Consider the following 21,625-nt stretch of genomic DNA (forward strand, 5'->3'; position numbering starts at 1 on the left):
AGGCAGCAACGAAAACATCCTCCCCTCCGAACCCATGACGCTGGAAAAAGTCCTGCAACATATCGCTCGAATTATCGCTTTACTTTTGTTTTTTGGCTTAGGAATCGGACTTTTAAGGACGATTTCTCAATAATCCGACAACTGGCATGAACCAACTCATCACTACATACTCCCCTTGGTTGATTATTCTTTGTGTGGCGCTGGGTCTGCTCTATGCTGCCCTGCTCTATTCAAAAGAGTCGCCTTGGGGGCAAACCACCAACCGCCTATTGGCTGCCGTGCGCTTTTTCTTAGTTAGCCTGCTGGCTTTTCTGCTACTAGAACCAATGGTGCGGCAAATCAACAATGAATACGAGAAACCCATTGCTGTTGTCGCAATAGACAACTCCGAGTCAATGGCGCTCACCAACTCGCCCGAAAAACTCGAGAAAGCAACAGAAACCCTGAACCGCGTCGCCGAAACGCTGAAAAATAGAGGTTTTGAAGTACACCTGCGCACACTTTCGACCAACGCAAAACCACTGGTCAATTTTGACTCGGTACGATTCGACCTGCCCGTTACCAACTTGCAGCGTTTATTTACCTCTATTCAAAATAATTTTGAAAATCGCAATCTGGGTACAGTTGTACTGCTTACTGACGGTATCTATAACCAGGGAAGCTCGCCGCTCTACCAACCTTTCAAGGTAGGCGTTTACACCATCGGCATTGGCGACACGCTGCCCCGCAACGATGTGAGCATTCGCGCCGCTTATCACAACAAAATTGCTTACTTCAGCAACCAATTCCCGATCGTCACGGAAATTGCCCATAGCGGATTTGAAGGGCGCGAAGTGCAAGTCAGCGTATCGCAGGGCGGTAAAGTACTGGATACTAAACGAATCGTTCTTGCCAAAGAAGGCGCTTTGCAACAGGTGCAGTTCCTCGTAACCGCTGCGCAAAAAGGCGTACAGCGCTACGAGTTGCAGGTTAGTCCGTTGGAGGGTGAATTTACACAACAAAACAACGTGCGGCAGGTCTATATTGACGTGCTGGACGGACAAGAAAAAATCCTCATAGTGGCTGCATCCCCTCACCCCGATATTCGCGCTATCCGCGCCGCGCTGGAAAAGAATCCCAACTACCAGGTCAGCCTCTTCATTCCCAACCTGATGCCCAACGAAGCGCTCAAACGCAATGAAAAATACGACCTGATGATTTTCCATCAATTGCCTACGGCGAATGCCTTTACGAGCAATCTGGTAAAAGAACTGTTAGCTACAAAAACGCCTGCATGGTTCGTAGTAGGTACACAAACGCATTTGCCTTCGTTTAATGCTCTCAATCTGGGGGTGAATATTGCTGCTTCGGGCTATCAGACCGACCGCGTAACGGCAGCCGTTAATCAGCAGTTTGACAAGTTCCTTTTAAGCGACGAAAACAAATCTGCCATTGTTAAATATCCGCCTGTGGTAGTTCCTTTTGGCAACTTCAAACTGGCGCAGGGTGCTGTTCCCGTACTGATGCAGCGCGTCGGCAGCCTGCAAACTGATAAGCCGCTGTTCGTATTTGCCGAACAGGACGAGCGCAAAATCGGGATGATGCTTGGCGAGGGCCTTTGGCAATGGCGCTTGCAGGAATTTGCCCGCAGCGGCGAACAAGCCACCTTCGACGAGATGATTGGCAAAATGACCCAATACCTCACCGCCCGTCAGGACAAGCGCAAGTTCCGTGTCAATACAGTTGTCAACGAATATTTTACAGGAGAAACTGTTGAGTTTGAAACCGAAGTCTATAACGACATCTACGAGAAAATCTACGGACAAACTGTTCAGTTGGAAATCATTCCCGAAAAAGGCAGTAAGAATACATTCAGCTACGTAAACAGTAGCGAAGGCTTTCGCTACAAGGTTTCAGGGCTGCAACAGGGCGTTTACAATTTCCGCGCAAGTACCGTACTTAACAACGGCAAAACGGAAACTGCCGAAGGGCGTTTTGCTGTCAAAGAAATACAGGCAGAAGCCCTCAATACCCGCGCCGACTTCAACCTGCTCCGGCAGCTTGCCCGCCAAAGCGGCGGGGAGTTCTACCCTTTTGAAGCAGCGGAGCAGTTGGTTGACAAACTAAGCACCTTAGAAGCAACCGCAGTTATACACACCAGCGAAGAAAATCGGGAAATTATATTGCTCAAATGGCTGTGTTTCCTGCTCCTGCTAATGGCTGCGGGCGAGTGGCTCGTGCGCAAGTACAGAGGCAGCTACTGAAGTTGTGGGGTAAAATCCTGATTAGGCAGTCCTGCGTTTGGCGGCGTTTTGATGCGGATGATCGCTTTTCCTGTCGCTTGATGGCACTGGTTGCAAGAGGCCGTTAGTTTGCTAAAGGCTGCGCTGAAAGCGACGGCATCTTTTTGCTCAACAGTCTTTTCCACTTTTTCTACGTGTGGAAGCGCTATAGCCCTGATTAGTTCGGCTATCTTAACGCCTTCGTGTTCGGGGTGGTATTTTTCCACATCTTCAAGGGCTTCTTCCAACTCATGGACATAATAAGCGGCTAAGTCCCAGTTTTTGGCCGCGCCGGCAAAATAGAGTTTAGCATGATAGACTTGCACCTGAACCATCGCCCAACCTAAGTGGGGTATATATTGCGTTTTTTCTAATGTAGCATGTTCGGTTTTTAAATCAGTAAGTTGGTTGCGCAACGATGCAGATTCGTTGGATGTGGACTGACAGGCGGTCAGCGTTGCTGCCGCTAAAAGAATGATAATGAGTAGTTTCATAAAGTATCGGAATATCTCGGATGGGGCGCAAAATAATTGTGTTAACGCTCAAATTTACGGTAAGTTTCAAATAGCTTTGCGCTTAGTTGATTTTTTCCATAAATAAAACCAAACCGCATAGATATGTCAACGCAAAAAACCCCCATTACAGTAGCCTACGGTGATGGTATCGGGCCGGAAATTATGCGCGCAACGCTGGATATTATTCTGGCAGCAGGCGCTCAGATTGAAATTGAAGAAATAGAAATCGGTGAAAAAGTTTATATGCGCGGCGTTACCGCCGGTATTGAAGACACGGCTTGGGACTCTCTCCGCCGCACCAAAGTATTCCTCAAAGCCCCTATCACCACTCCACAGGGCGGCGGCTTTAAGAGCATGAACGTTACGACGCGTAAAACGCTCGGCTTGTATGCCAATGTTCGCCCTTGCGTAAGCTACCATCCATACGTGAAAACCAAGCATCCGGTAATGGACGTGGTAATTATCCGCGAAAATGAGGAAGACTTGTATGCAGGTATCGAACACCGCCAAACTGACCAAGTTTATCAGTGTTTGAAACTCATCACGCGTCCGGGTACAGAGAAAATCGTTCGCTATGCGTTCGAATATGCCCGCGCCAACAACCGAAAAAAAGTTACTTGCTTCACCAAAGACAACATCATGAAACTCACCGACGGTCTGTTTCATCAGGTGTTTGACGAGATTGGTGCAGAATATCCAGAAATTGAAAAAGAACACTGGATTGTGGACATCGGCGCGGCAAAATTAGCCGATACGCCCGAAGCCTTCGACGTTATCGTTATGCCGAACCTCTACGGCGACATTTTGTCTGACGTAGCCGCGCAGATTACAGGTTCGGTAGGTCTGGCAGGCTCGGCCAATATTGGCGATCAATGCGCGATGTTTGAAGCTATTCATGGCTCTGCCCCTCGCCGTGCAGGTCAGAACCTTGCCAACCCCTCGGGCTTGTTGCTCGGCGCAGTGCTGATGCTTAACCATATCGGACAAAACGATGTGGCTACCAAAGTGCATAATGCGTGGCTGAAAACCATTGAAGACGGCGTCCACACGTACGACATCTTCAAAGAAGACGTGAGCAAGGAAAAAGTTGGCACGCAAGAGTTTGCGCAAGCCGTTATCGCGCGTTTGGGAGAAAAGCCTGTTCATTTGAAAGCGGTAGACTACGGCGCGCCTCGTCCCGTAGAACTGAAACCTTTCGTATTCCGTCCGCATACACCTGCCAAAAAAGAAACCGTTGGCGTGGACGTTTTCATCAATTTTGAAGGTGCGGCCAACGCTATTGGCGATAAGTTGCAAACTTGCAATACCGACCGCTTAAAGTTAGTGGTTATCAGTAATCGCGGCGTGAAAGTATATCCTGACGGTCTGCCCGAAACTTTCTGTACCGACCACTGGCGTTGCCGCTTTGAAAGCCCTGACCACAGCTCAGTTACGCACAGCGACATTATTGACCTGCTGGTGAAAATAAAAGATGCCGGCTTTGACTTCATCAAAACCGAAAATTTGTGCTACTTCGACGGACAAAAAGGCTATTCTCTTGCACAAGGACAATAGTTAATAGACTTTCGTTTTTAGCCAAAGCCTATCGGGATCTGTAAGCCCGACGGGCTTTTTTATGCCCCGGGCTTTTCGGAACGCATATTCTCATTGACTTTGCTTGCTACCTTTACGACAAAGGCAAGTTGAGTTTTGGACAAACCCGCCACTTAGCTCAGTTAGATGTGATTGGCTTTCAGCAGGCGCCAAAGCACGGGCTATCTATCTCAAATACGATATAGAAGACCTACAGACAGATTTAAAAAATCTGGGTGTATGTTGATTGTAAGTGATACGACCACTATTACAAATCTCTGGCATATTGACTATCTGTTTTTATTAGAGCAGTTATACGGAGAGATAATCGTCCCTACGGCAGTTTGGAAAGAGCTAATGGCTATTCCTGCACAAGCTGATTTTCTACTCCAAAATAAATGAGGCTGTCCAAAAAGTGACACGGACTTTAGTCTGCCACTCATTATTTGCCTGATAATCAAATAGTTACAGACTGAAATCTGTACTACATTCAGCCTTTTTGGACAGCTTCAGAAAACGGGGGCAGGGATGATTTCAATGCTGCCAATGTGCAATACATACGGGATATAAACTACATGGTAGATCATTCATTTTAGTATGACTTCTTTCTGAGGCTAACTACAAAAAAAGCCATCCTACAATATTCGGAATGGCTTTTGATATGCTGTTCAGCAATTACTGACTTTTTCAGCTTGGGTGTTAAAACGCGGAAGTCAGGAGAAGCACCGCAGATTACAACGGTCGGTTGTAGTTGTCGTATAAGACAGGCGATTGCATGGCGCTTATCTCACTCTGCGATGTTTTTGTAAATAGGCTTTGGCTTCTTTATGAGTCGGGTGCTTTTTTTCGGCGTGTTCTACAATTTTTTCATAATATTTTTTGGCTTGCAAAATATTTTTATCTGCATCTGCCATTTGTGCCAATTCTGCAAGCGCATAGAGATAGTAGCCTGCCTCGTAGGCCTTGGCTTTTTCTGCAAAATCAACTGTGCGCTCGTAATATTCTCTTGCCCGAGTTTTGTCTCGATAGGCTACTCGGTACAAATGCGCCAGATAGAAACTTGCATAACGCCCACTTGTTTCCTCATAGCCCATTACACCCTTATCAATTTTTTCTATGATGCTTCTTGCTACGGATTCCAGCTCGTAGAACTGTCCTCGCTGATAGAGCAGCCGCGCATAGTAGCGGTGAAAGTAGGGGTTGTCGGGAAAAGTGGTGTGTAGATAGCGGGCAGTTTCAAAAGATTTTTCGGGCATGTTCTCGTCGCCATAAATGCGCATTAGAAAGTTCATTGCCTCTGTTTTGGCATAGAAAGCGTCGGCAACTACTTTTTCCAACTGCGCAATTCCTAACGCTTTGTCGCCTTTTTTGAAAAACCACAACACAGGTTTCAAAATGGGATAATTTTCGGGCACCCAGACAGAGTAGTAGTTGTAGAGTCCGTCGCCAAAGAGCAGCTCGGGGCTGAGGTCGTTCTGATCGGCGGCAAGCTCCATGTATTTCAAGGCGCGTTTGCCTGCAAAAGTTGCCTTTGTCCATTGTTTGCGGTCGGAGTAGAGTCTGCCTTTGAAGCCCCACGCGCCTGCTAGAAAGAAAGCTGCTTCTATTTTTTGCTTAGGTCTGCCTTTTTCCAACAGTTTTTCGCCCTTTTCTATCGCACTGTCTAAATAGGCAAGGAATTGGTTGTCATATCTCGTATCCTCGGGATTGGGCATGATGCGCCACCATTGGCTTAGTCCCATCAGAAAGTAAGGCAGCGGATGCTCAGGGTAGGTACGGCGCATCCACTGGAAAATGCTTTCTGCCTGCCCGAACTTGAAGTTATACATATCGTTGATAGCTTGGGTACACTCCAACTGGATAGCTACGTTGGTCAGCAACATCTCTACGCTGTCCTGATGGGGAAGTTGCTGGGCGCTGCTTTCAGTAAGAGGGTGGAGTATTAATGAGCTTGCCATCGCCAGAACAGAGGCAAGCCGGAATAGCAAACGATTCATAACTTGTATTTTATTGCAAAAATACGGACAGTTCGGCCTCGTGTTAGCGATTTAACATATTTCAACCTATGTAGCTCTGTTTCATAGGCGAATACCAATAATAGAAATATCGTCTATTTGCCGCTGTCCGCCTTTCCATTTATTGAGAAAGTTTTGCAGTACGTTCTTTTGTACGATACAATCCAATGTGTGCATCTTTCTGAATAGTTCTTGTACCTGCCTACTGCCAATTTTTCGGTTATGCTCTCCACCAAACTGATCGGCATAGCCATCCGAGCATAGGTAAAGCATTGTGTTGGGTTCTATGTTAATCATGTGCTCCTGAAAAGGCTGCCCGCTGTGCTTTCGGCTGCCGATCGAGCGGCGGTCTGCTATGATTTCGCGAAACTCACCCGAGCGGAATAGCAACAAATTGTGTTTAGCTCCTGCATAGTATAGCTTGTTGCTCGCTTTGTGAAAAGCACAAATGCCGATGTCCATGCCATCGTTCAGGTTGCTTTCTTCCTGATGGATGGTTTGTTGAATGGCTTGATCGAGTTTTTCAAGAATAACGGCAGGCGAAGCTTCCTTTTGTTCATTGACAATACGGCTGAGCATTTCCATGCCAATCATGCTCATCAGCGCACCGGGAACGCCGTGTCCGGTGCAGTCTGCCAGTGCGATAAAATTCCATTCGGGCTGTCTGGAAAGCCAGTAGAAGTCGCCGCTGACAATATCGCGGGGCATAAAGAGCAAAAAATGCTTCGGAAAGGCTTTGAGCATTTCGCTGGGTGCGGGCAAAAGTGCGTGTTGGATACGGCGGGCATAGTTGATACTGGAAACGATCTTGCGGTTCTGCTCTTCGAGCTTTTCGTTGAGCATGATAATTTTTTGTGCCTGATCTAACTCTGCCTGCGTTTCCTCTAATCGCTGGCGGCTTTCTACGCGTGCCGAAATATTGCGGAACGAAATTACCCGCAGCACTCGTCCGTTGTAGCTGATGCGTTTGGCCTGTATTTCTACGGGTAGTTTGCTATTGTCTTTACGGATAGCAAATGTCTCACACGGGGGAATGTCATCTGCCGTAGTGAGGTTGGCTATCATTTCTTCTACCAGAAAAATATCCCGCAAACGCAGTCCATGGAGTTCTTCATCAGAGTATCCCAGCAGCCTTGCAGCTGCGGTATTTGCTTCGGTAATGATGTTATACAGATCTACAAACAAGATACCCTCGACGCTCACTTCGGCTATTCGCAAGAGTTTTTCTTCGCGCATCTGAAGTTGGCGGGTAAGTTCTCTTTGCTCTTTTTCCTTCACCAGCGACATGACCTGTGCACTAAGTACAGGCACGATGACTTCTAAAAAAGCTATATCGGCATCGCTGAAAGATTGATAATGCGATAGCTTCAATACGCCGTAGGTAATCTGATTGAATATCAGCGGCACAAGCAACAACTCTTGGGGTTGTATGGTCGTAAGTCCGGAACAGTGCGCCTGCTCGTTGCTTGCCTGCACCCGTTTGATGCGCTGTGTCTTTGCACAAGCACCAATGAGTCCGTCTCCAAATTTGACTTCCAGGGGCGGTTTCTGGTCGGAACGGATAGAAAATGTTCCTGTCAATACCAATTTCTCCTCACGATGGTCAGCTACGTAGAATAATCCCTGCAAAGCATTGATTTCATTGGCAATCGCCTCAATTAAGGCATTGCTCCAATCAATAAACCCGTACTGATGGCGAAGCGTAAGTTGCCTCAGGAAACCAAGCAGGCGTTTACTCAACTGCTCGGCTGCAAAGTTATCCGTAGTCGTAACCTTGATTACTTCCTCCTGTGTCAGCATACTTATTTTGCTTTTTTACCTTCCTGAACGGGCTACGAGTTTTCTAATACCTGTGAATAGGCTGATATGCCGATTACCTCGTCATTGATAGAAATAACAGGGGCATGTTTCATGCGCAAATGCAAGGTTTTGCCATTAAGGGTATAGGAGTCATCGAGCGTAACCGTCTCGCGATTATGGATAACGCGGTTGTAGATCTGTAAAAATTTATCTCTCTCCTCGGGCAGAATGAGGTCAAAAACATTCATGCCTGTTTTTATTTCTACGCCCATTGACTTATATAATTCCCGCAATCCTTTGTTGTGAATCAGGATGTTGTAATTCAAATCAAAGGACAAGATATTATCTTCAAAGTTGTCTATGATAGCAATGGTGTAGCTCCTATTGCGCTCCATTATGTCTATCATCTCTTGCATTTGGACTTGCTGTGCTTGTAGGGCTAACTCATTCATTTTTCGGGTGGTAATGTCCCTGCTGAACACGGCCACGCCGATGATGTTGCCTACATCGTTGATGATAGGATTGAACATTACCTCATTGTATGTTTTTTTGCCATCTTGCTCAAAGGCTAGTTCAGTAAGTATGCGTTCGCCATTGAGAGCTCGCTGGTAAATACTCGCCCAGTGGTCATACTGGTCAGGGGGAAATAATATCCTGATATCATCACCTATTTGCAAATCAAGCCCATGGGTATTTCTGATGTTTTCCAACATTGCTTGGTTGATTAACATAACACGCAAGTTGGTATCTACAGCAAAGATCTGATCGCCTGAGTTGTTAATGATCGAATTCAGATTAGCTTCTTTAATGCGGATTTCTTCCAACAGGTGCGTAATTTCCTGCTGTTTGAGTTCCATGGCATCCTGCGTGCTTTGCAACTCTTCAAGATTTTGGCGCAATTCTTCCTCTTGTTGCGCCATTTCATTGTTTTTTTGGCGCAGTTCTTCCAATAACTTTTTCGTACGCGCATTGTTCTGGATACTCTGCAACATCGAGGCGATGTTACGGCTCAGGCTTTTGAGTAGTTCTAACTGCTTCTCCTCCAGCGGACGAACGCAGTTTAGCTCTATGACACCATACACCAAATCGTTGAATACCAAAGGTAAAATCACAATTGCTTTGGTACTGATACTGACCAGCGAGGAATATATACTTGTCTGTTGTAGGCCAACATCTTCCAAGTAGCGCATCTTACCCGATTTTACTGCATAACCCACCAAGTCTTCGCCGATGGCAAATTCCTGTTTGATGAGGCTCTCCAGCGTACAGGCATAGCCGGCAGAGGCAACTACTTTGTGTTGCTCGAAGTCGGTAATAAAAAAGACCCCTTTGACAGCATTTACCAGCTCAGAGAGGTCTGTAATAATAGCATCGGTGAAAGATTCGAGCGTTTTATCGTAGAGTGTACGCAGTAAATTATCAAATTTGCTGATCTGTGCATCAATCCAGAGCCGATCTTCGATGTGGCGGATTGGTGTGTTCGTATTACCGCTACCGTTTGTAACGGCATTTTGCGCAGAATAGCGGTAATCAAGTGTGTAATCCTGATTAGATTCCATTTTTTTTACAGACTGAAGAGATTATCGGATGGTTAAACAAAACAGGTTCTCTTGTTTAACCTATGCTGAACAAAAATTGTTTCAAGCGCTCTGAAAAAACTTTTCAAAAAGGCTCTCGTTCCACAAAATTTAACATTTGTTGAACAGAAATCTGCCGATAGTTTGTTGTTAGTGTTCCGGTACGTACAAAATGGCACACGGTAACGAACCGAATCTCAGGCAATTTCTGCGCTGTCTCCAAGGCTGCGGTAGCCAACAGTCAGCAGGTGTTTTTTACCGGCAGCCAAATGCTCAATCGGGATATAGAGCAGAAAACCTTTCTCACCTTTCCCGCAGGGCGGCTGTCGTCGTACCATTCCGAATGAACAGTAAACAAATCATTGCGCTCGCTGTAGAAATCGCGAAATTCAAATAATCGCCGCGAGCCATCTATGCCTTTTGGCAAAAACCATGCCCATATCACAAATATGCCGATGACGATGCTAAAGCTGTAGATGGTAAATCGGGTTTTAGGTACGTATGACTGAAACGTGAGTATAAGCCGCTGTACAACCGATGATGAAACATAACCCGGATCTGCGTGAACCACAGCAGCAGAATGGCAGCGCGTTTTGCCCAGTTATCAGTTCTACCGCTCGCATAAAGTTCAACAATAGCGCGTAAAGTATACTGATGCCAGTACTGGTAAAACCAATCAGAAAAGCAAGAGCAAAAATATTACTGAAACGAGCCGCTTTCCGATAAGAAATTAGCCGAAAACAAATAGTACAGATAATCTACCGCTTCGGGCAACTGCGCGGTGAGGTAAATACCCGCACCCGATACGTTCGGGTTTGTAGCTCCGCCTAGCGAGGTCTTCGAGCCAATCCGGGTATTTTTTTTTATCGTTACTTGTGCCTGACGCTTTCATTAAGTAATTATGCAAATTGTAGCATACCCTTAAGGGTGTGCAAATAATTGATTTTCAGTAAGTAATGACGCACCCTAAAGGGTACAATACGTTTTAAACTGACCAAGTACTTAGAGCCTACTCAAATATCACTGTTTTGTTGTTCCGCACAAATACGCGGTCTTCAAAGACAAGTTTCAAGGCACGTGCCAGCACTATTTTTTCCACATCCCGACCGGCGCGGGTCATATCGGCGGCGGTTTTGCTGTGATCAACGTGGATGACATCCTGCATGATAATTGGGCCTTCGTCTAAGTTGTCATTGACGAAGTGCGCCGTTGCGCCAATAATTTTTACGCCGCGCTCAAATGCCTGTTTGTAAGGATTTGCCCCAATAAAAGCAGGCAAAAATGAATGGTGGATATTGATAATCCTGTTCGGAAAACGGCGGGTAAATGCAGGGGTCAGTACGCGCATATATTTCGCCAGCACCAGAAATTCAGGATTGAACGGCTCGATGGCGGCCAGCACTGCCTCTTCATGCGCTTCGCGCGAGATGCCCTCGTGCGACACACAGACGAAGGGGATGTCAAATTTTTCTACCAGCGGGCGCAAGCGTTCGTGATTGGCAATGACCGCCTGAACGCTCATGTGCAAATCCTGATACATATTGCGCACCAGCAGGTCGCTGAGGCAGTGATGTTCTTTAGTTGCCAGTATGACCACACGCTTGGCGTGCGCGCTTTCTAATCGGATATTTGCCTCATCGGGCAGGATGCCGCGCAAACCATAGGTTACTTTCTCGGCGTTCAACTCGCCTGAAAACTCGGTGCGCATGTAGAAATGCCCTGTTGTGCGCTCTACAAACTCGTCGTTGCGCAGGATATTGAGGTGGTGATGATACAAAACTCCTGTGATTTTATGGACAAGTCCCTGTTGGTCGGGGCAGTCTATCAGCAGTACGTGGCTTTGAAAGTTGTTCGTTTGCATAAGTTGATAATAGTAGGAAAAGACCCGACAGGTTTTGAAAACCTGTCAGGTCTTGTATGCTAAACTCATCCGTTATTGATAATCTTCCCGTGCGGGGCAGAATACATCCAGAATTTTGCAGGGTTGCCCCGTTGCTCTGCCCTGATGCGGCACATTGCCGGAAATAACGACTACCTCGCCCGCTTTCAGCACATGGGTTTCGCCGCCGATAGTCATCTCAAATTCGCCTTCCAGCATATTCACGGTTTGCTCGTGCGGGTGCGAATGTAGCGGCAGCACACTGTCGCCTGCAATTTCCCAGTAGGCAAGCGTGGCATGTTGGGTGTGAATCATCCGCCCCCAAAAACCGGGGATAAATTCTTTGGCAGGAATGGCGGCTATTGTATGTAAATTCATTTGTTATTGAATTTTATTTTTGAAATATTCGTAAGTGATTTTCAAGCCTTCGGCTCTGTCCACTTTGGGTTCCCAGCCTAGAATCCGTTTGGCCTTGTCAATGTTAGGACGGCGTTGTTTGGGGTCGTCCTGTGGCAGCGGCTTGTGAACAATCTTTTGATTCGTTCCCGTCAGCGCGATAATCTCTTCGGCAAATTCTTTAATAGTAATCTCATTTGGGTTGCCGATGTTTACGGGCAAATGGTAGTCGCTCATCAATAGGCGGAAAATGCCTTCAATCAAATCGTCCACATAGCAGAACGAGCGGGTTTGGCTGCCGTCACCAAAAACAGTGATGTCCTCGCCGCGCAGCGCCTGACTCATAAATGCAGGCAGCGCACGCCCATCGTCTAACCTCATGCGCGGACCGTAGGTGTTGAAAATGCGCACGATGCGCGTATCTACGCCATGAAAGGTATGATAAGCCATCGTGATTGCTTCCATGAAACGCTTGGCTTCGTCATACACGCCGCGTGGCCCGATGGGGTTTACGTTGCCCCAGTACTCTTCGGGTTGCGGGTGAACGTCGGGGTCGCCGTAGATTTCGGAGGTGGAAGCTACCAGAATGCGCGCCCCTTTCTCTTTGGCAAGTCCCAACAGGTTCATTGTGCCGATAGAACCTACCTTCATGGTTTGAATCGGCATTTTGAGGTAATCTATCGGGCTGGCAGGCGAGGCAAAATGCAGGATATAGCGCAACTCGCCGGGAATATGGACAAACTTGGTTACGTCGTGGTGGTAATATTCAAAGTTTTTCAGCGGGAACAGATGTGCGATATTGTCTAAGTTGCCCGTCAGCAGGTTGTCCATGCCAATCACATGGTAACCTTCCTTGATAAAGCGGTCGCATAAATGCGAACCCAGAAATCCGGCAGCGCCGGTAATGAGGACTTTTTCCATTGATTTGGTTGTAAAATATTATTCACAATTTTTGTGTAAAATCAGAACAGGGTCAGCGATTCTTCCTCATAGGACAATAGCTTTTTAATTTTCCCGGGCTGTGCCCAGTTCATTGTTCCTTCCATTTTGAGCGAATGCAGATAATTTTCTATGCGCTTATCCGATAATTCAGCTGTTATTCTTTCAGCCTCGGACTTGGTTTTCACAGGAATAAATGCCTGTAAGGACTGATTTGCCTGCCAATGTCCATCAAATACTTTTGGATAAAAAGTAGTTTTACCATAGGCTTCCCAAACAATTTTGTAAGGGAAGAAATTATATTCTCCGACACCTAACATTGCCCACCAATGCCCCCTATTGAGCATTGCATTCAACATAACTCCCTTTCTGGCTTGTAGAATTTCCTGATTAGCTGTCAGATAGGAATGTAATTCAGGAAATACCAATATCTGATGCCATTCCAAAGGTTTACCGTTGTTGTTATATGGCAACAGCACCCACTTGGAAGGCGATAGCTTATCTGATTTAAATTCCTTTGCCGTAATTAATGGAAATATAAACTTTTTGGGTAAGATGATATTGCTCTGCGTTTTATTTGAAACACTTACCAACTCGTCGGACACAGGCACCAGCCTGTCAAAAAAATAAACATCATTTGCACCGCAGGTATTAACACCCTGTCGCGGGCTTGATTCTTTCTTTATGACAATTGGGCGAATTTCATTTAAGTCATTTTGAGAGGCAATAATACTTAACGGGTCAGTTTCGTGAAATACCGGTTTTGCCATTAAATGTATCCAACGACTGTTTTCCATACGAAAATATGAAATTGGAAATGAAGATTGCTTATCCCGTATAAAATAACTCAAACCGTAGCGCGTGGCAACACCTGCAAATACATCTTCATCATTGAAATCATATACAGTTTCAAGAGAATAGCTGACATCGCCGATACTGTAAGTTCTGAAATTTTTATTCGCCCCATCATTCAATAACAAAGAAAGAGGCATAAAAAAAATCGCCTCACCTTTTGGATGTAAAAACTCTTTGATAGTAATTTGAATAATGAGTGCTGCTATATCAATCCTACTGCCGCCAAGTAACAAATTTTGGCTATTGCCTACTAAATCGTACTTGAAAAAATAACTCTTGATTTGCTCTTTATAGTTTTCGGGTAAATCAACAAAATTTTGCCAGGGTGGATTGCCGAAAATAATATCATAGGATTGGGACGCAAGATGTAAAATATCTTCATTTGAAAAATTCAATGCCATATCTAAACCGTACTTCTCACTGAATTTTTGCAATGCGTTCAAGTAGTATGTGGTATTCAACTCATTGCCAAACAGACGATTGACAGGTAAGTCTTGAATTTTGTATCCCTTTGATAAACCATGTGCGATGAGCGCTTCCAGTAGATTTCCCTCACCCATTGTTGGATCAAAAATGGTAGCACCATTCAGCCATTTTTGAAAAATATCAAACTTTTCAATGGCAAAATCAGCCCATGACAACGGCGTGAAAACATCTCCAATCCGCAAAGTTTTATCTGATAAACCGAAAGTTTTGATAGCCGCCATTTTTAAATTGTTCAATTGATTGGATTCGCTTTTCTGCATCTGCCTTGACTCGCTTATAGTGCGTTACTGCAAGGTTGCAAAAAATATTAAAAAAGTCGCTGTATGATCTTTGCCAATCAATTTCATCCCAGACCTGATTAATTGTATAATTTAATCTTACCTGCCCTGTACCCAGATTTTCAATCCGATAGGTGTTTTCAGGAAGGCAGTGAAAGGGTGCTACCCGAATATACTCAATATCGCGCCCACTATTTTTGATTGAGGATTTTTCATGTCCAAATTCCACAATCATAAAAACGCCGTTGTCATTAGCAAGAAATTTTAAGAGATTCCCGACCGCGCAGACACCACCATCGGAGTAACGCGTAGAATCTAAATCCTTGGTTTTTACATCAAAGCCAAATAATTTATCCTGAATATTACAGGCAAAATCAAAAATTGTTCTACGCCCCGGAATAGCAATTGCTTCATGGCCTAAATTCTTGCAGATAATTTCCCAGTTTTCTGTAATTCGCTTTTCAATCATTGCACCAAAGGCTCTGCTGTCTTCCCTTGCTGAAATCCCCGAACGAAGCTCCTGAAATAAGGTAGCTATCTCAACTTCAATCGCCTCTGATATTTCATTGTAATTCATGTGCTTATAGTGAATAATAGGTTTGAATACTCCGTAGAGAGATGATTAATCGCGTCTCTACGGAGATTGTATTACTGCTTTTTATCTACCACCAAACGTTCGTCGCGGTTAGCGATTTCCCAAGCTGTGGAGAAGATGAAACGCGTAATTTTTTCCAGCTTGCCAAAATGGATTTTTTCCACATCATCGGTTGGCTGATGGTAGTCAGCGTGCACACCGTTGAAATAGAAAATGGAAGGGATGCCATGCTTGGCAAAGTTGTAGTGGTCAGAACGGAAATAGAAACGGTTCGGGTCGTTCGGATCGTTGTAGGTGTAGTCCAATTTCAGGTCAGGGAAGTGCTTTTTGCCTACTTCTTCGCCGATATTGTGCAGGTCAGTAGAAAGGCGGTCAGAACCGATAATGTACACATAGTTCGGGTCGTCTTTGTATTTGTCATCTATCCGACCAATCATGTCTATGTTCAGATTGCAAACGGTATTTGCCAGTGGAAAAATCGGATTTTGGTCGGCATAGTACTGTGAACCTAGCAAACCTTTTTCTTCCGCCGTTACCAGCAGAAACAGCATGCTGCGGCGCGGGCTTTTGCCGTCGGCTTTAGCTTTAGCGAACGCTTCTGCCATTTCCATAACGGCCACTACGCCAGAGCCGTCGTCATCTGCGCCGTTCATGATTTGCCCGTTCTGGATGCCTACGTGGTCGTAGTGCGCCGAAAGTACGATTATTTCGTCTTTTTTGTCCGTTCCTTCTACAAAGCCCAGTACGTTGTTACAAACCATCGGAACTTGTACTTTTTTGATGTCGGCTTTGAGTTTTGACTTCATCGTTCCGGCAATGGATTTGCCCTGTGCGGCTTTCATTTGCGCTTCCATGTCCGCCTGCTTAGCGCCTACCAGCGCGGCAACGCCCGACATTGGCACAACCATATCGCCGGCTATGCGCGAAGGACGCGGCACGGCACCTGCCAAACTAATGCTTCCGCGCTCGGCAGAGGCTTTCATCATGCTCGCATAGCGGTTAAAAGTTTCATCGGGAATAGCTATCAATACATATTTTGCGCCTTTGTTGCGCAGCAGTTCCATGCGGGCATTCATGTTCCATTTTTCGGTGGGCTTGTCGCTTCCCGAAATGAGGAATTTGCCCTCGGCATTGCGCGGCTCATCGTTCAAAATGACAACGGCTTTGCCTTTTAGGTCTAATTTAGTATCGCGAAAATCGGAATAAGCCTCATCATCAATTCCATAGCCGCCAAATACAATGTCGGTTTTGGCTTTGCCTGTTTCAATGTTGTTATTGATGGAAATGTAATCCTTGAAGGCTTCCAGATTTTTTCCTTTGACGCTCAGCGTAGTTTCAAAACGCGTGGTTTGCAGTGGCACAGGCTGGAAGAAGTTGTTAGCTGCATTGGTAGCAACCGGTCCGGTCAGTCCCCATTCTTTGAAGTGTTTTACCACATAGTCAGCCGCTAATTGAATGCCCTTAGAGCCTGTGTCGCGTCCTTCCAATTCATCGGAAGCGATGTAGGTCAGGTGTTTTTTCAGGTCATCTTTGGTGATGGTTGCGCTGTATGTCTGGACATCCTGCGCCTGAACAAACAGGCTCAGTCCCTGAAAAGCAATCAGCAGGGACAGCAGCCGTAAACGATTTTGTTTAATCATGATGTTGGAATTTTAAAATATTCACAGTCTTACAAATGTAGCACTTTTTTTGTACCGCCTTCACAGGGTTAAGCACTACGCTATTTCAGAACGCTGATTTTTGGCGGATGACGCGGGTTTACGCCGATGCTTTTCTATTTAGAAGCTATCTAAAAGCTCAATTTTGCACATTGAAGTTATAGGGTGAGAACTTGATGTGATTGATTATCTACGGATTTAACAGATCTGCAGTGGGAGCGCGTATCGCTTGTCTTTGAGCAACCTTATGCGGGGGCTGGTCGTCCGCGTAGAAATGCGTAACCAGATACGAGTATCATTTAAACAATTTTGCAGGCTTTGTCAAACTGGCTGCCATGATTATACTACTTAGACAGTTTTGAGATGAGTTGTATCAAGTGCTTAACAAATCACAAACTTATGTGTTACTTTTTGGACAGTCTCTCAATATCGGTAATATGATAATTGCCATCTTCCCTCATTGCTCCATTAAGAGCTTCACAAATTGCCTATATAGCTCCTATAGAGCAGAAAAAGGTGGGGGGCAGGGTTGATTTTAATGCTGCCAGAATCCTTACGGGATAAAAACTGCATGGTACATGATTCATTTTACGCACTTTTTTGGGACAGTATCCAATATAGCGCTTAAAATGCAATTCGCTTGCCTTTGTTGAAGAATCGGAAACTTAAAAAAACGGCTGCAAAGGTGAGCGCTAGCGCCAGCCCGAGCCATACGCCATCCACACCCATGTTGAAATAAAAGCCCAGTACATAACCAATCGGCAGCCCCAGCACCCAGTAGGCTATCAGTGCAATGATGGTAGGCGCTTTTACGTCCTGAATACCGCGCAGAATACCCATGCCAACCACCTGTGCGCCGTCGGAAATTTGAAAAAGAGCGGCAAAAATCAGCAGTTGCGCCGAAATGCTCATCATCAGTTCTATGTCGGGGTCGTTGGGCTGTACGTAGAACGATGGCAGCCAATGGCGCAGCAGCGCAATAGACACAGCGCAAACTCCCATAAAAGCAATGATCAGGTGGTAGGAAGCCGCGCCTGCCCGCAACATAGAGGGGCGGTCTTTCTGCCCAAACTCTTGCGCAATGCGGATAGCACCTGCTGCCGAAATGCCGCTGGCAATCATAAAGGTAACTGTAGCGATGTTGAGTGCAATTTGGTGTGCGGCTAATTGCGTAGTGCCGAGCCAACCGACCATAATCGTGGCAAAGGCAAAAGCACTGACCTCAAAAACCGACTGAAAACCAACTGGAACACCTAATTTGAGCAGTTTAGTCGCATAATATTGTTCGTAAGCAATCGCACGGATTTGCTGAACGTATGCCTGAAATTTAGCCAATGTGAAAAACCGCCAAGCGATGGCGGCGGCAGCAAATATACGCGCCAGCAGCGAAGCAATGCCTCCCCCGACAATACCTAATTCAGGAAACCCCCATTTACCAAAAATCAGCACATAATTGAACAAAATATTTAGCGCAGCAGCGGCAAAGTTGATGTACATGGGTTCTTTGGTTTCGCCCAGCCCGTCCATAAATTGCTTAAAAATCTGAAAAATCATCACAAAAATCAGGCTGATGGCAAGCGCTTGTAAATAAGGTACGGCAAGTGCAACCACTTCGCGGCTTTGCCCAAAATGGTCGGCAAAAGTACCGGTAAAAAACACGATGCCGCAAAAAAACACTCCCATCAGCGGATAGACTGCCAGCGAGTGGCGCAACCAAGCGCGACATTCGGTAATTTTGCCCGACGCTTGCGCCGTTGCCACCAAAGGAGTAATGACCCAAGTGCTCGCCAGCCCAAATACCATCACAGTAGTAAATAACGCATTGGCAAAAGTTGCCGCCGCAAGCGATAGACTACTGTAATTGCCAATCATGGCATTGTCGGCAACTGTAACAAGAATATGCGAAATTTGCCCCAGTACAATCGGATAGGCTAAATACAAAATTTGCCGATAATGAGGCAGATAGCGTTGCAGCATGGCAGTTGTACAAAAATAAGATGCAAATTTACGATACCCAAACTAAATGCGATGAAAAAGTATTTACTGCTCCTTTGGCTGTCGGCAAGTCTGGCAGCACAGGCACAAACCATTGCCATTACAGACAAAGTAGAACAAAAACCCATTGCCAACGTGCTGATTATCAATCAGAAAAAAGACAAACAGGCGCTGACGGACAATAAAGGCAAGGCAGATTTGGCAGCCTTCGCCGATAGCGACACGCTGCTGATTCGTCATGCCGCTTATGTAGAACAGCGCTACCTGAAATCGCAACTGGCGGCGATGGGCAAAGTCTTGCTCACCGAAAAAATTATCAACTTAGAAGAGATAGTTTTTTCAGCTAATAAGTTTGCCGAAGTCCGCACCGACTTGCCCAATAAAATTGAAACGGTAGATGCGCGGCGCATTGCGTTCTACAATCCGCAAACTACGGGCGACCTGCTGCGCCAAACGGGGCATGTATTTGTGCAAACCAGTCAAATGGGCGGCGGAAGTCCTGTGCTGCGCGGTTTTGAGGCAAGCCGCGTACTACTCGTAGTGGACGGCGTGCGGATGAACAACGCCATCTATCGCTCAGGACACCTGCAAAATGTCATCACGATAGATCCCAACGTATTGGAAAAAGCCGAAGTCGTTTTCGGACCCGGCTCGGTGATTTACGGCAGCGATGCGCTCGGCGGGGTGATGCACTTTTTTACGCGCAACCCCGAATTTTCCGATGACGGCAAGTTCAAGGCAAGCGGAACAGCTTTTACGCGCGTTTCTTCTGCCAATAGCGAATGGACAGGCAACGCGGTCGTCAATCTGGCGGCGGGCAAGTGGGCATCGCTAACAAGCGTTACGCACAAGCATTTTGGCGAACAGCGCGCCGGTTCGGTCTATCCACGCGGCTACGAGAATATCTGGGCGCGACAGCTGTACCCCGCTTTCATCAACGGCAGAGATACCGCGCTGGTCAATCCCGACCCGAACCTGCAAAAGTGGTCGGGCTATTCGCAGTTGGACTTGCTGCAAAAAATCGCCTTTCAGCCGCACGATGACAACCGTTTCATGCTCAACGTGCAGTATTCTACTTCGTCGGACGTGCCGCGTACCGACCGCTATGGCGAATACGACAGTCGTGGACTGCCGCGCTGGGCAACATGGAACTATGGCCCACAAAACCGCCTGCTGGCTTCGCTGCGCGCCGATTTTTTGGGCGAAACCGAGTTTTACGACAAGGCAAGCGTGATTCTATCGTGGCAAAATATTTTTGAAAGCCGCATTACGCGCCGTTTTGGGGCTGCCAACCGCACCCATCGCGAGGAAACGGTCAATGTTTTTTCGGTCAATGCAGACATGATGAAGGATATAAGCGAGCGGCACGAGTTGCGCTACGGGCTGGAAATGGCGCACAACGACGTGCAATCGCTTGCCTACAGCATCAACGTACGCAATCAGGCGCGGACGGCAGCCAGCACGCGCTACCCCGACGGCGGCAGTCAGACACAGAGTTTTGCACTCTACCTTACTCATGCATGGGAAATGGGCAAAAACCGACAAATCGTATTTTCACAAGGCATTCGCTATCAGTACATTACGCTCAATGCCCGATTCCTTGAACGCTCGTTCTATCCTTTTCCGTTCAATGCTGTTGAACAGCGCAACAATGCCTTTACGGGCAACATAGGCGCGGCATGGAATGCGAATAACGGCTGGCGATTGAGTGCTTTGCTGTCTTCGGGCTTCCGCTCGCCCAATGTGGACGATTTGGGCAAAATTTTTGACTCTACACCCGGCAACGTCATCCTGCCCAACCCTAACATCCAACCCGAATATGTTTACAATGCTGAAATAACGCTTTCCAAGAATGTTCGGGAGCGCTTTTTTGCCGAATTGACAGGCTTCCACAGTTGGTTTACCAATGCGCTGGTGGTGCGCAACGGACAGTTCAACGGGCAGGATTCTGTTTTGTATGACAACGTTAAAAGCCGCGTACAGACCGTTACCAATGCCAACCGAGCGGTGGTTTACGGCGTGCAGGCAACCCTGAAAGCGCAAATAGCCGAGTGGCTGTCCATGCAATCTAACCTGACTTGGACGCGCGGGCGCGTAACAACCGAAGGCGTGCCGCTTGACCACATTCCGCCGCTCTATGGGCAAACTTCCATCATAGCAGCGCTCAAAAAATGGCGCGCCGAGTTCTGGACGCAGTACAACGGCTGGAAACGCCTCGCCGATTTCAGCCCCAGCGGCGAAGACAACCTGCGATACGCAACGCCCGACGGTATGCCTGCATGGATAACGTTCAACGTCCGCACCGCCTACCAAATCAACTCCTTGGTGCAGTTGCAGGGCGGCATTGATAACATCGCCGATCGCCACTACCGCATCTTTGCATCGGGCATCAGCGCTCCCGGCAGGAATTTCTACGCCACCCTGCGCGTAGCCTTCTGAAAATGTTGGCACTTGGATAATGACGGATGACGCGGACGAGCGCGGATTTTATTTCAAGAGAAAAGCATCCGCGCAAACCCGCGTCATCCGCCAAAAATCAGCGTTCTGAAAATGTCGGCACGCGGAAAATGCAGATGACACCGATGAACGCGGATTTTTATTTACAACTCATCTCAAAACTGTCTAAGTAACATAATCATAGCAGCGAGTTTGACGAATCCTGCAAAATTGTCTAAATGATATTCGTATCTGGTTACGCATCGTCTACGCGGACGACCAGTTCCCGCATAAGGTTGCTAAAAGACAACCGATACGCCCTCCCACTGCATATCTGTTAGATCCATAGATAATCATATCAAGTTCTC

General features: G+C 46.6%; 16 protein-coding genes. 4 read left to right on the plus strand and 12 right to left on the minus strand.

Going from position 1 to position 21,625, the window contains the following annotated elements; genetic code table 11:
* The first annotated feature begins 146 nt into the window (after positions 1–146).
* The gene (locus ACWIP2_RS09775; protein ID WP_448519744.1) at positions 147–2,243 is read left to right on the plus strand and encodes a vWA domain-containing protein; all 2,097 of its coding nucleotides are present in this window, start codon (positions 147–149) and stop codon (positions 2,241–2,243) included.
* Here the strand turns inward: ACWIP2_RS09775 and ACWIP2_RS09780 are convergent.
* Complete coding sequence (locus ACWIP2_RS09780; protein WP_448519745.1) at positions 2,237–2,755, minus strand: hypothetical protein; 519 nt, start codon at positions 2,753–2,755, stop codon at positions 2,237–2,239. The genes ACWIP2_RS09775 and ACWIP2_RS09780 overlap by 7 nt on opposite strands.
* 123 nt (positions 2,756–2,878) lie before the next feature.
* On the opposite strand from ACWIP2_RS09780, the gene ACWIP2_RS09785 reads away from it, so the two are divergent.
* A complete protein-coding gene (locus ACWIP2_RS09785) occupies positions 2,879–4,330 on the plus strand; it encodes an NADP-dependent isocitrate dehydrogenase (RefSeq protein ID WP_448519746.1) in 1,452 nt (483 codons plus the stop codon).
* 258 nt (positions 4,331–4,588) lie between these two features.
* Positions 4,589–4,750: a hypothetical protein gene (locus tag ACWIP2_RS09790; RefSeq protein WP_448519747.1), complete on the plus strand. Its 162-nt coding sequence runs from the start codon at positions 4,589–4,591 to the stop codon at positions 4,748–4,750.
* Between the two features lie 380 nt (positions 4,751–5,130).
* Here the strand turns inward: ACWIP2_RS09790 and ACWIP2_RS09795 are convergent, their stop codons facing one another.
* The 11 genes from ACWIP2_RS09795 to ACWIP2_RS09845 all read right to left on the minus strand — a co-directional run bounded on the left by ACWIP2_RS09795 (position 5,131) and on the right by ACWIP2_RS09845 (position 18,803).
* Positions 5,131–6,345, minus strand: a complete 1,215-nt coding sequence (locus ACWIP2_RS09795) for a tetratricopeptide repeat protein (protein ID WP_448519748.1) — start codon at positions 6,343–6,345, stop codon at positions 5,131–5,133.
* An 81-nt stretch (positions 6,346–6,426) separates the two neighbouring features.
* The gene (locus ACWIP2_RS09800; protein ID WP_448519749.1) at positions 6,427–8,163 is read right to left on the minus strand and encodes a SpoIIE family protein phosphatase; all 1,737 of its coding nucleotides are present in this window, start codon (positions 8,161–8,163) and stop codon (positions 6,427–6,429) included.
* 32 nt (positions 8,164–8,195) lie between these two features.
* Complete coding sequence (locus ACWIP2_RS09805) at positions 8,196–9,722, minus strand: PAS domain-containing protein (protein WP_448519750.1); 1,527 nt, start codon at positions 9,720–9,722, stop codon at positions 8,196–8,198.
* A 215-nt stretch (positions 9,723–9,937) separates the two neighbouring features.
* Positions 9,938–10,078: a hypothetical protein gene (locus ACWIP2_RS09810; RefSeq protein ID WP_448519751.1), complete on the minus strand. Its 141-nt coding sequence runs from the start codon at positions 10,076–10,078 to the stop codon at positions 9,938–9,940.
* A gap of 671 nt (positions 10,079–10,749) precedes the next feature.
* Positions 10,750–11,601: a formyltetrahydrofolate deformylase gene (gene purU, locus ACWIP2_RS09815; protein ID WP_448519752.1), complete on the minus strand. Its 852-nt coding sequence runs from the start codon at positions 11,599–11,601 to the stop codon at positions 10,750–10,752.
* 72 nt (positions 11,602–11,673) lie between these two features.
* The gene (locus ACWIP2_RS09820; RefSeq protein WP_448519753.1) at positions 11,674–11,997 is read right to left on the minus strand and encodes a cupin domain-containing protein; all 324 of its coding nucleotides are present in this window, start codon (positions 11,995–11,997) and stop codon (positions 11,674–11,676) included.
* 3 nt (positions 11,998–12,000) lie between these two features.
* Complete coding sequence (locus ACWIP2_RS09825; RefSeq protein ID WP_448519754.1) at positions 12,001–12,936, minus strand: UDP-glucuronic acid decarboxylase family protein; 936 nt, start codon at positions 12,934–12,936, stop codon at positions 12,001–12,003.
* Positions 12,937–12,977: 41 nt separating this feature from the next.
* Positions 12,978–14,555 carry an Eco57I restriction-modification methylase domain-containing protein gene (locus tag ACWIP2_RS09830; protein ID WP_448519755.1) on the minus strand — a complete coding sequence of 526 codons (1,578 nt, stop codon included), beginning with the start codon at positions 14,553–14,555 and terminating at the stop codon, positions 12,978–12,980.
* Positions 14,482–15,150 carry a hypothetical protein gene (locus ACWIP2_RS09835; protein WP_448519756.1) on the minus strand — a complete coding sequence of 223 codons (669 nt, stop codon included), beginning with the start codon at positions 15,148–15,150 and terminating at the stop codon, positions 14,482–14,484. The genes ACWIP2_RS09830 and ACWIP2_RS09835 overlap by 74 nt, the downstream gene beginning before the upstream one ends.
* 71 nt (positions 15,151–15,221) lie before the next feature.
* Positions 15,222–16,808, minus strand: coding sequence for a M28 family peptidase (locus ACWIP2_RS09840; protein WP_448519757.1), 1,587 nt, complete (start codon positions 16,806–16,808; stop codon positions 15,222–15,224).
* A gap of 642 nt (positions 16,809–17,450) precedes the next feature.
* Positions 17,451–18,803 carry an MATE family efflux transporter gene (locus tag ACWIP2_RS09845; RefSeq protein WP_448519758.1) on the minus strand — a complete coding sequence of 451 codons (1,353 nt, stop codon included), beginning with the start codon at positions 18,801–18,803 and terminating at the stop codon, positions 17,451–17,453.
* A 51-nt stretch (positions 18,804–18,854) separates the two neighbouring features.
* On the opposite strand from ACWIP2_RS09845, the gene ACWIP2_RS09850 reads away from it, so the two are divergent.
* Entirely contained in the window at positions 18,855–21,260 is a 2,406-nt protein-coding gene (locus tag ACWIP2_RS09850; protein ID WP_448519759.1) for a TonB-dependent receptor plug domain-containing protein, read from the plus strand.
* Positions 21,261–21,625 lie beyond the last annotated feature (365 nt).

Source organism: Rhodoflexus sp., from assembly GCF_053489755.1.

What these genes read in the sequence shown, in the direction of transcription:
- ACWIP2_RS09775 (WP_448519744.1), top strand. Translation starts at nt 147, where the DNA reads ATGAACCAACTCATCACTACATACTCCCCTTGGTTGATTATTCTTTGT.
- ACWIP2_RS09780 (WP_448519745.1), bottom strand. Translation starts at nt 2,755, where the DNA reads ATGAAACTACTCATTATCATTCTTTTAGCGGCAGCAACGCTGACCGCC.
- ACWIP2_RS09785 (WP_448519746.1), top strand. Translation starts at nt 2,879, where the DNA reads ATGTCAACGCAAAAAACCCCCATTACAGTAGCCTACGGTGATGGTATC.
- ACWIP2_RS09790 (WP_448519747.1), top strand. Translation starts at nt 4,589, where the DNA reads ATGTTGATTGTAAGTGATACGACCACTATTACAAATCTCTGGCATATT.
- ACWIP2_RS09795 (WP_448519748.1), bottom strand. Translation starts at nt 6,345, where the DNA reads ATGAATCGTTTGCTATTCCGGCTTGCCTCTGTTCTGGCGATGGCAAGC.
- ACWIP2_RS09800 (WP_448519749.1), bottom strand. Translation starts at nt 8,163, where the DNA reads ATGCTGACACAGGAGGAAGTAATCAAGGTTACGACTACGGATAACTTT.
- ACWIP2_RS09805 (WP_448519750.1), bottom strand. Translation starts at nt 9,722, where the DNA reads ATGGAATCTAATCAGGATTACACACTTGATTACCGCTATTCTGCGCAA.
- ACWIP2_RS09810 (WP_448519751.1), bottom strand. Translation starts at nt 10,078, where the DNA reads ATGGTACGACGACAGCCGCCCTGCGGGAAAGGTGAGAAAGGTTTTCTG.
- purU (WP_448519752.1), bottom strand. Translation starts at nt 11,601, where the DNA reads ATGCAAACGAACAACTTTCAAAGCCACGTACTGCTGATAGACTGCCCC.
- ACWIP2_RS09820 (WP_448519753.1), bottom strand. Translation starts at nt 11,997, where the DNA reads ATGAATTTACATACAATAGCCGCCATTCCTGCCAAAGAATTTATCCCC.
- ACWIP2_RS09825 (WP_448519754.1), bottom strand. Translation starts at nt 12,936, where the DNA reads ATGGAAAAAGTCCTCATTACCGGCGCTGCCGGATTTCTGGGTTCGCAT.
- ACWIP2_RS09830 (WP_448519755.1), bottom strand. Translation starts at nt 14,555, where the DNA reads ATGCAGAAAAGCGAATCCAATCAATTGAACAATTTAAAAATGGCGGCT.
- ACWIP2_RS09835 (WP_448519756.1), bottom strand. Translation starts at nt 15,150, where the DNA reads ATGAATTACAATGAAATATCAGAGGCGATTGAAGTTGAGATAGCTACC.
- ACWIP2_RS09840 (WP_448519757.1), bottom strand. Translation starts at nt 16,808, where the DNA reads ATGATTAAACAAAATCGTTTACGGCTGCTGTCCCTGCTGATTGCTTTT.
- ACWIP2_RS09845 (WP_448519758.1), bottom strand. Translation starts at nt 18,803, where the DNA reads ATGCTGCAACGCTATCTGCCTCATTATCGGCAAATTTTGTATTTAGCC.
- ACWIP2_RS09850 (WP_448519759.1), top strand. Translation starts at nt 18,855, where the DNA reads ATGAAAAAGTATTTACTGCTCCTTTGGCTGTCGGCAAGTCTGGCAGCA.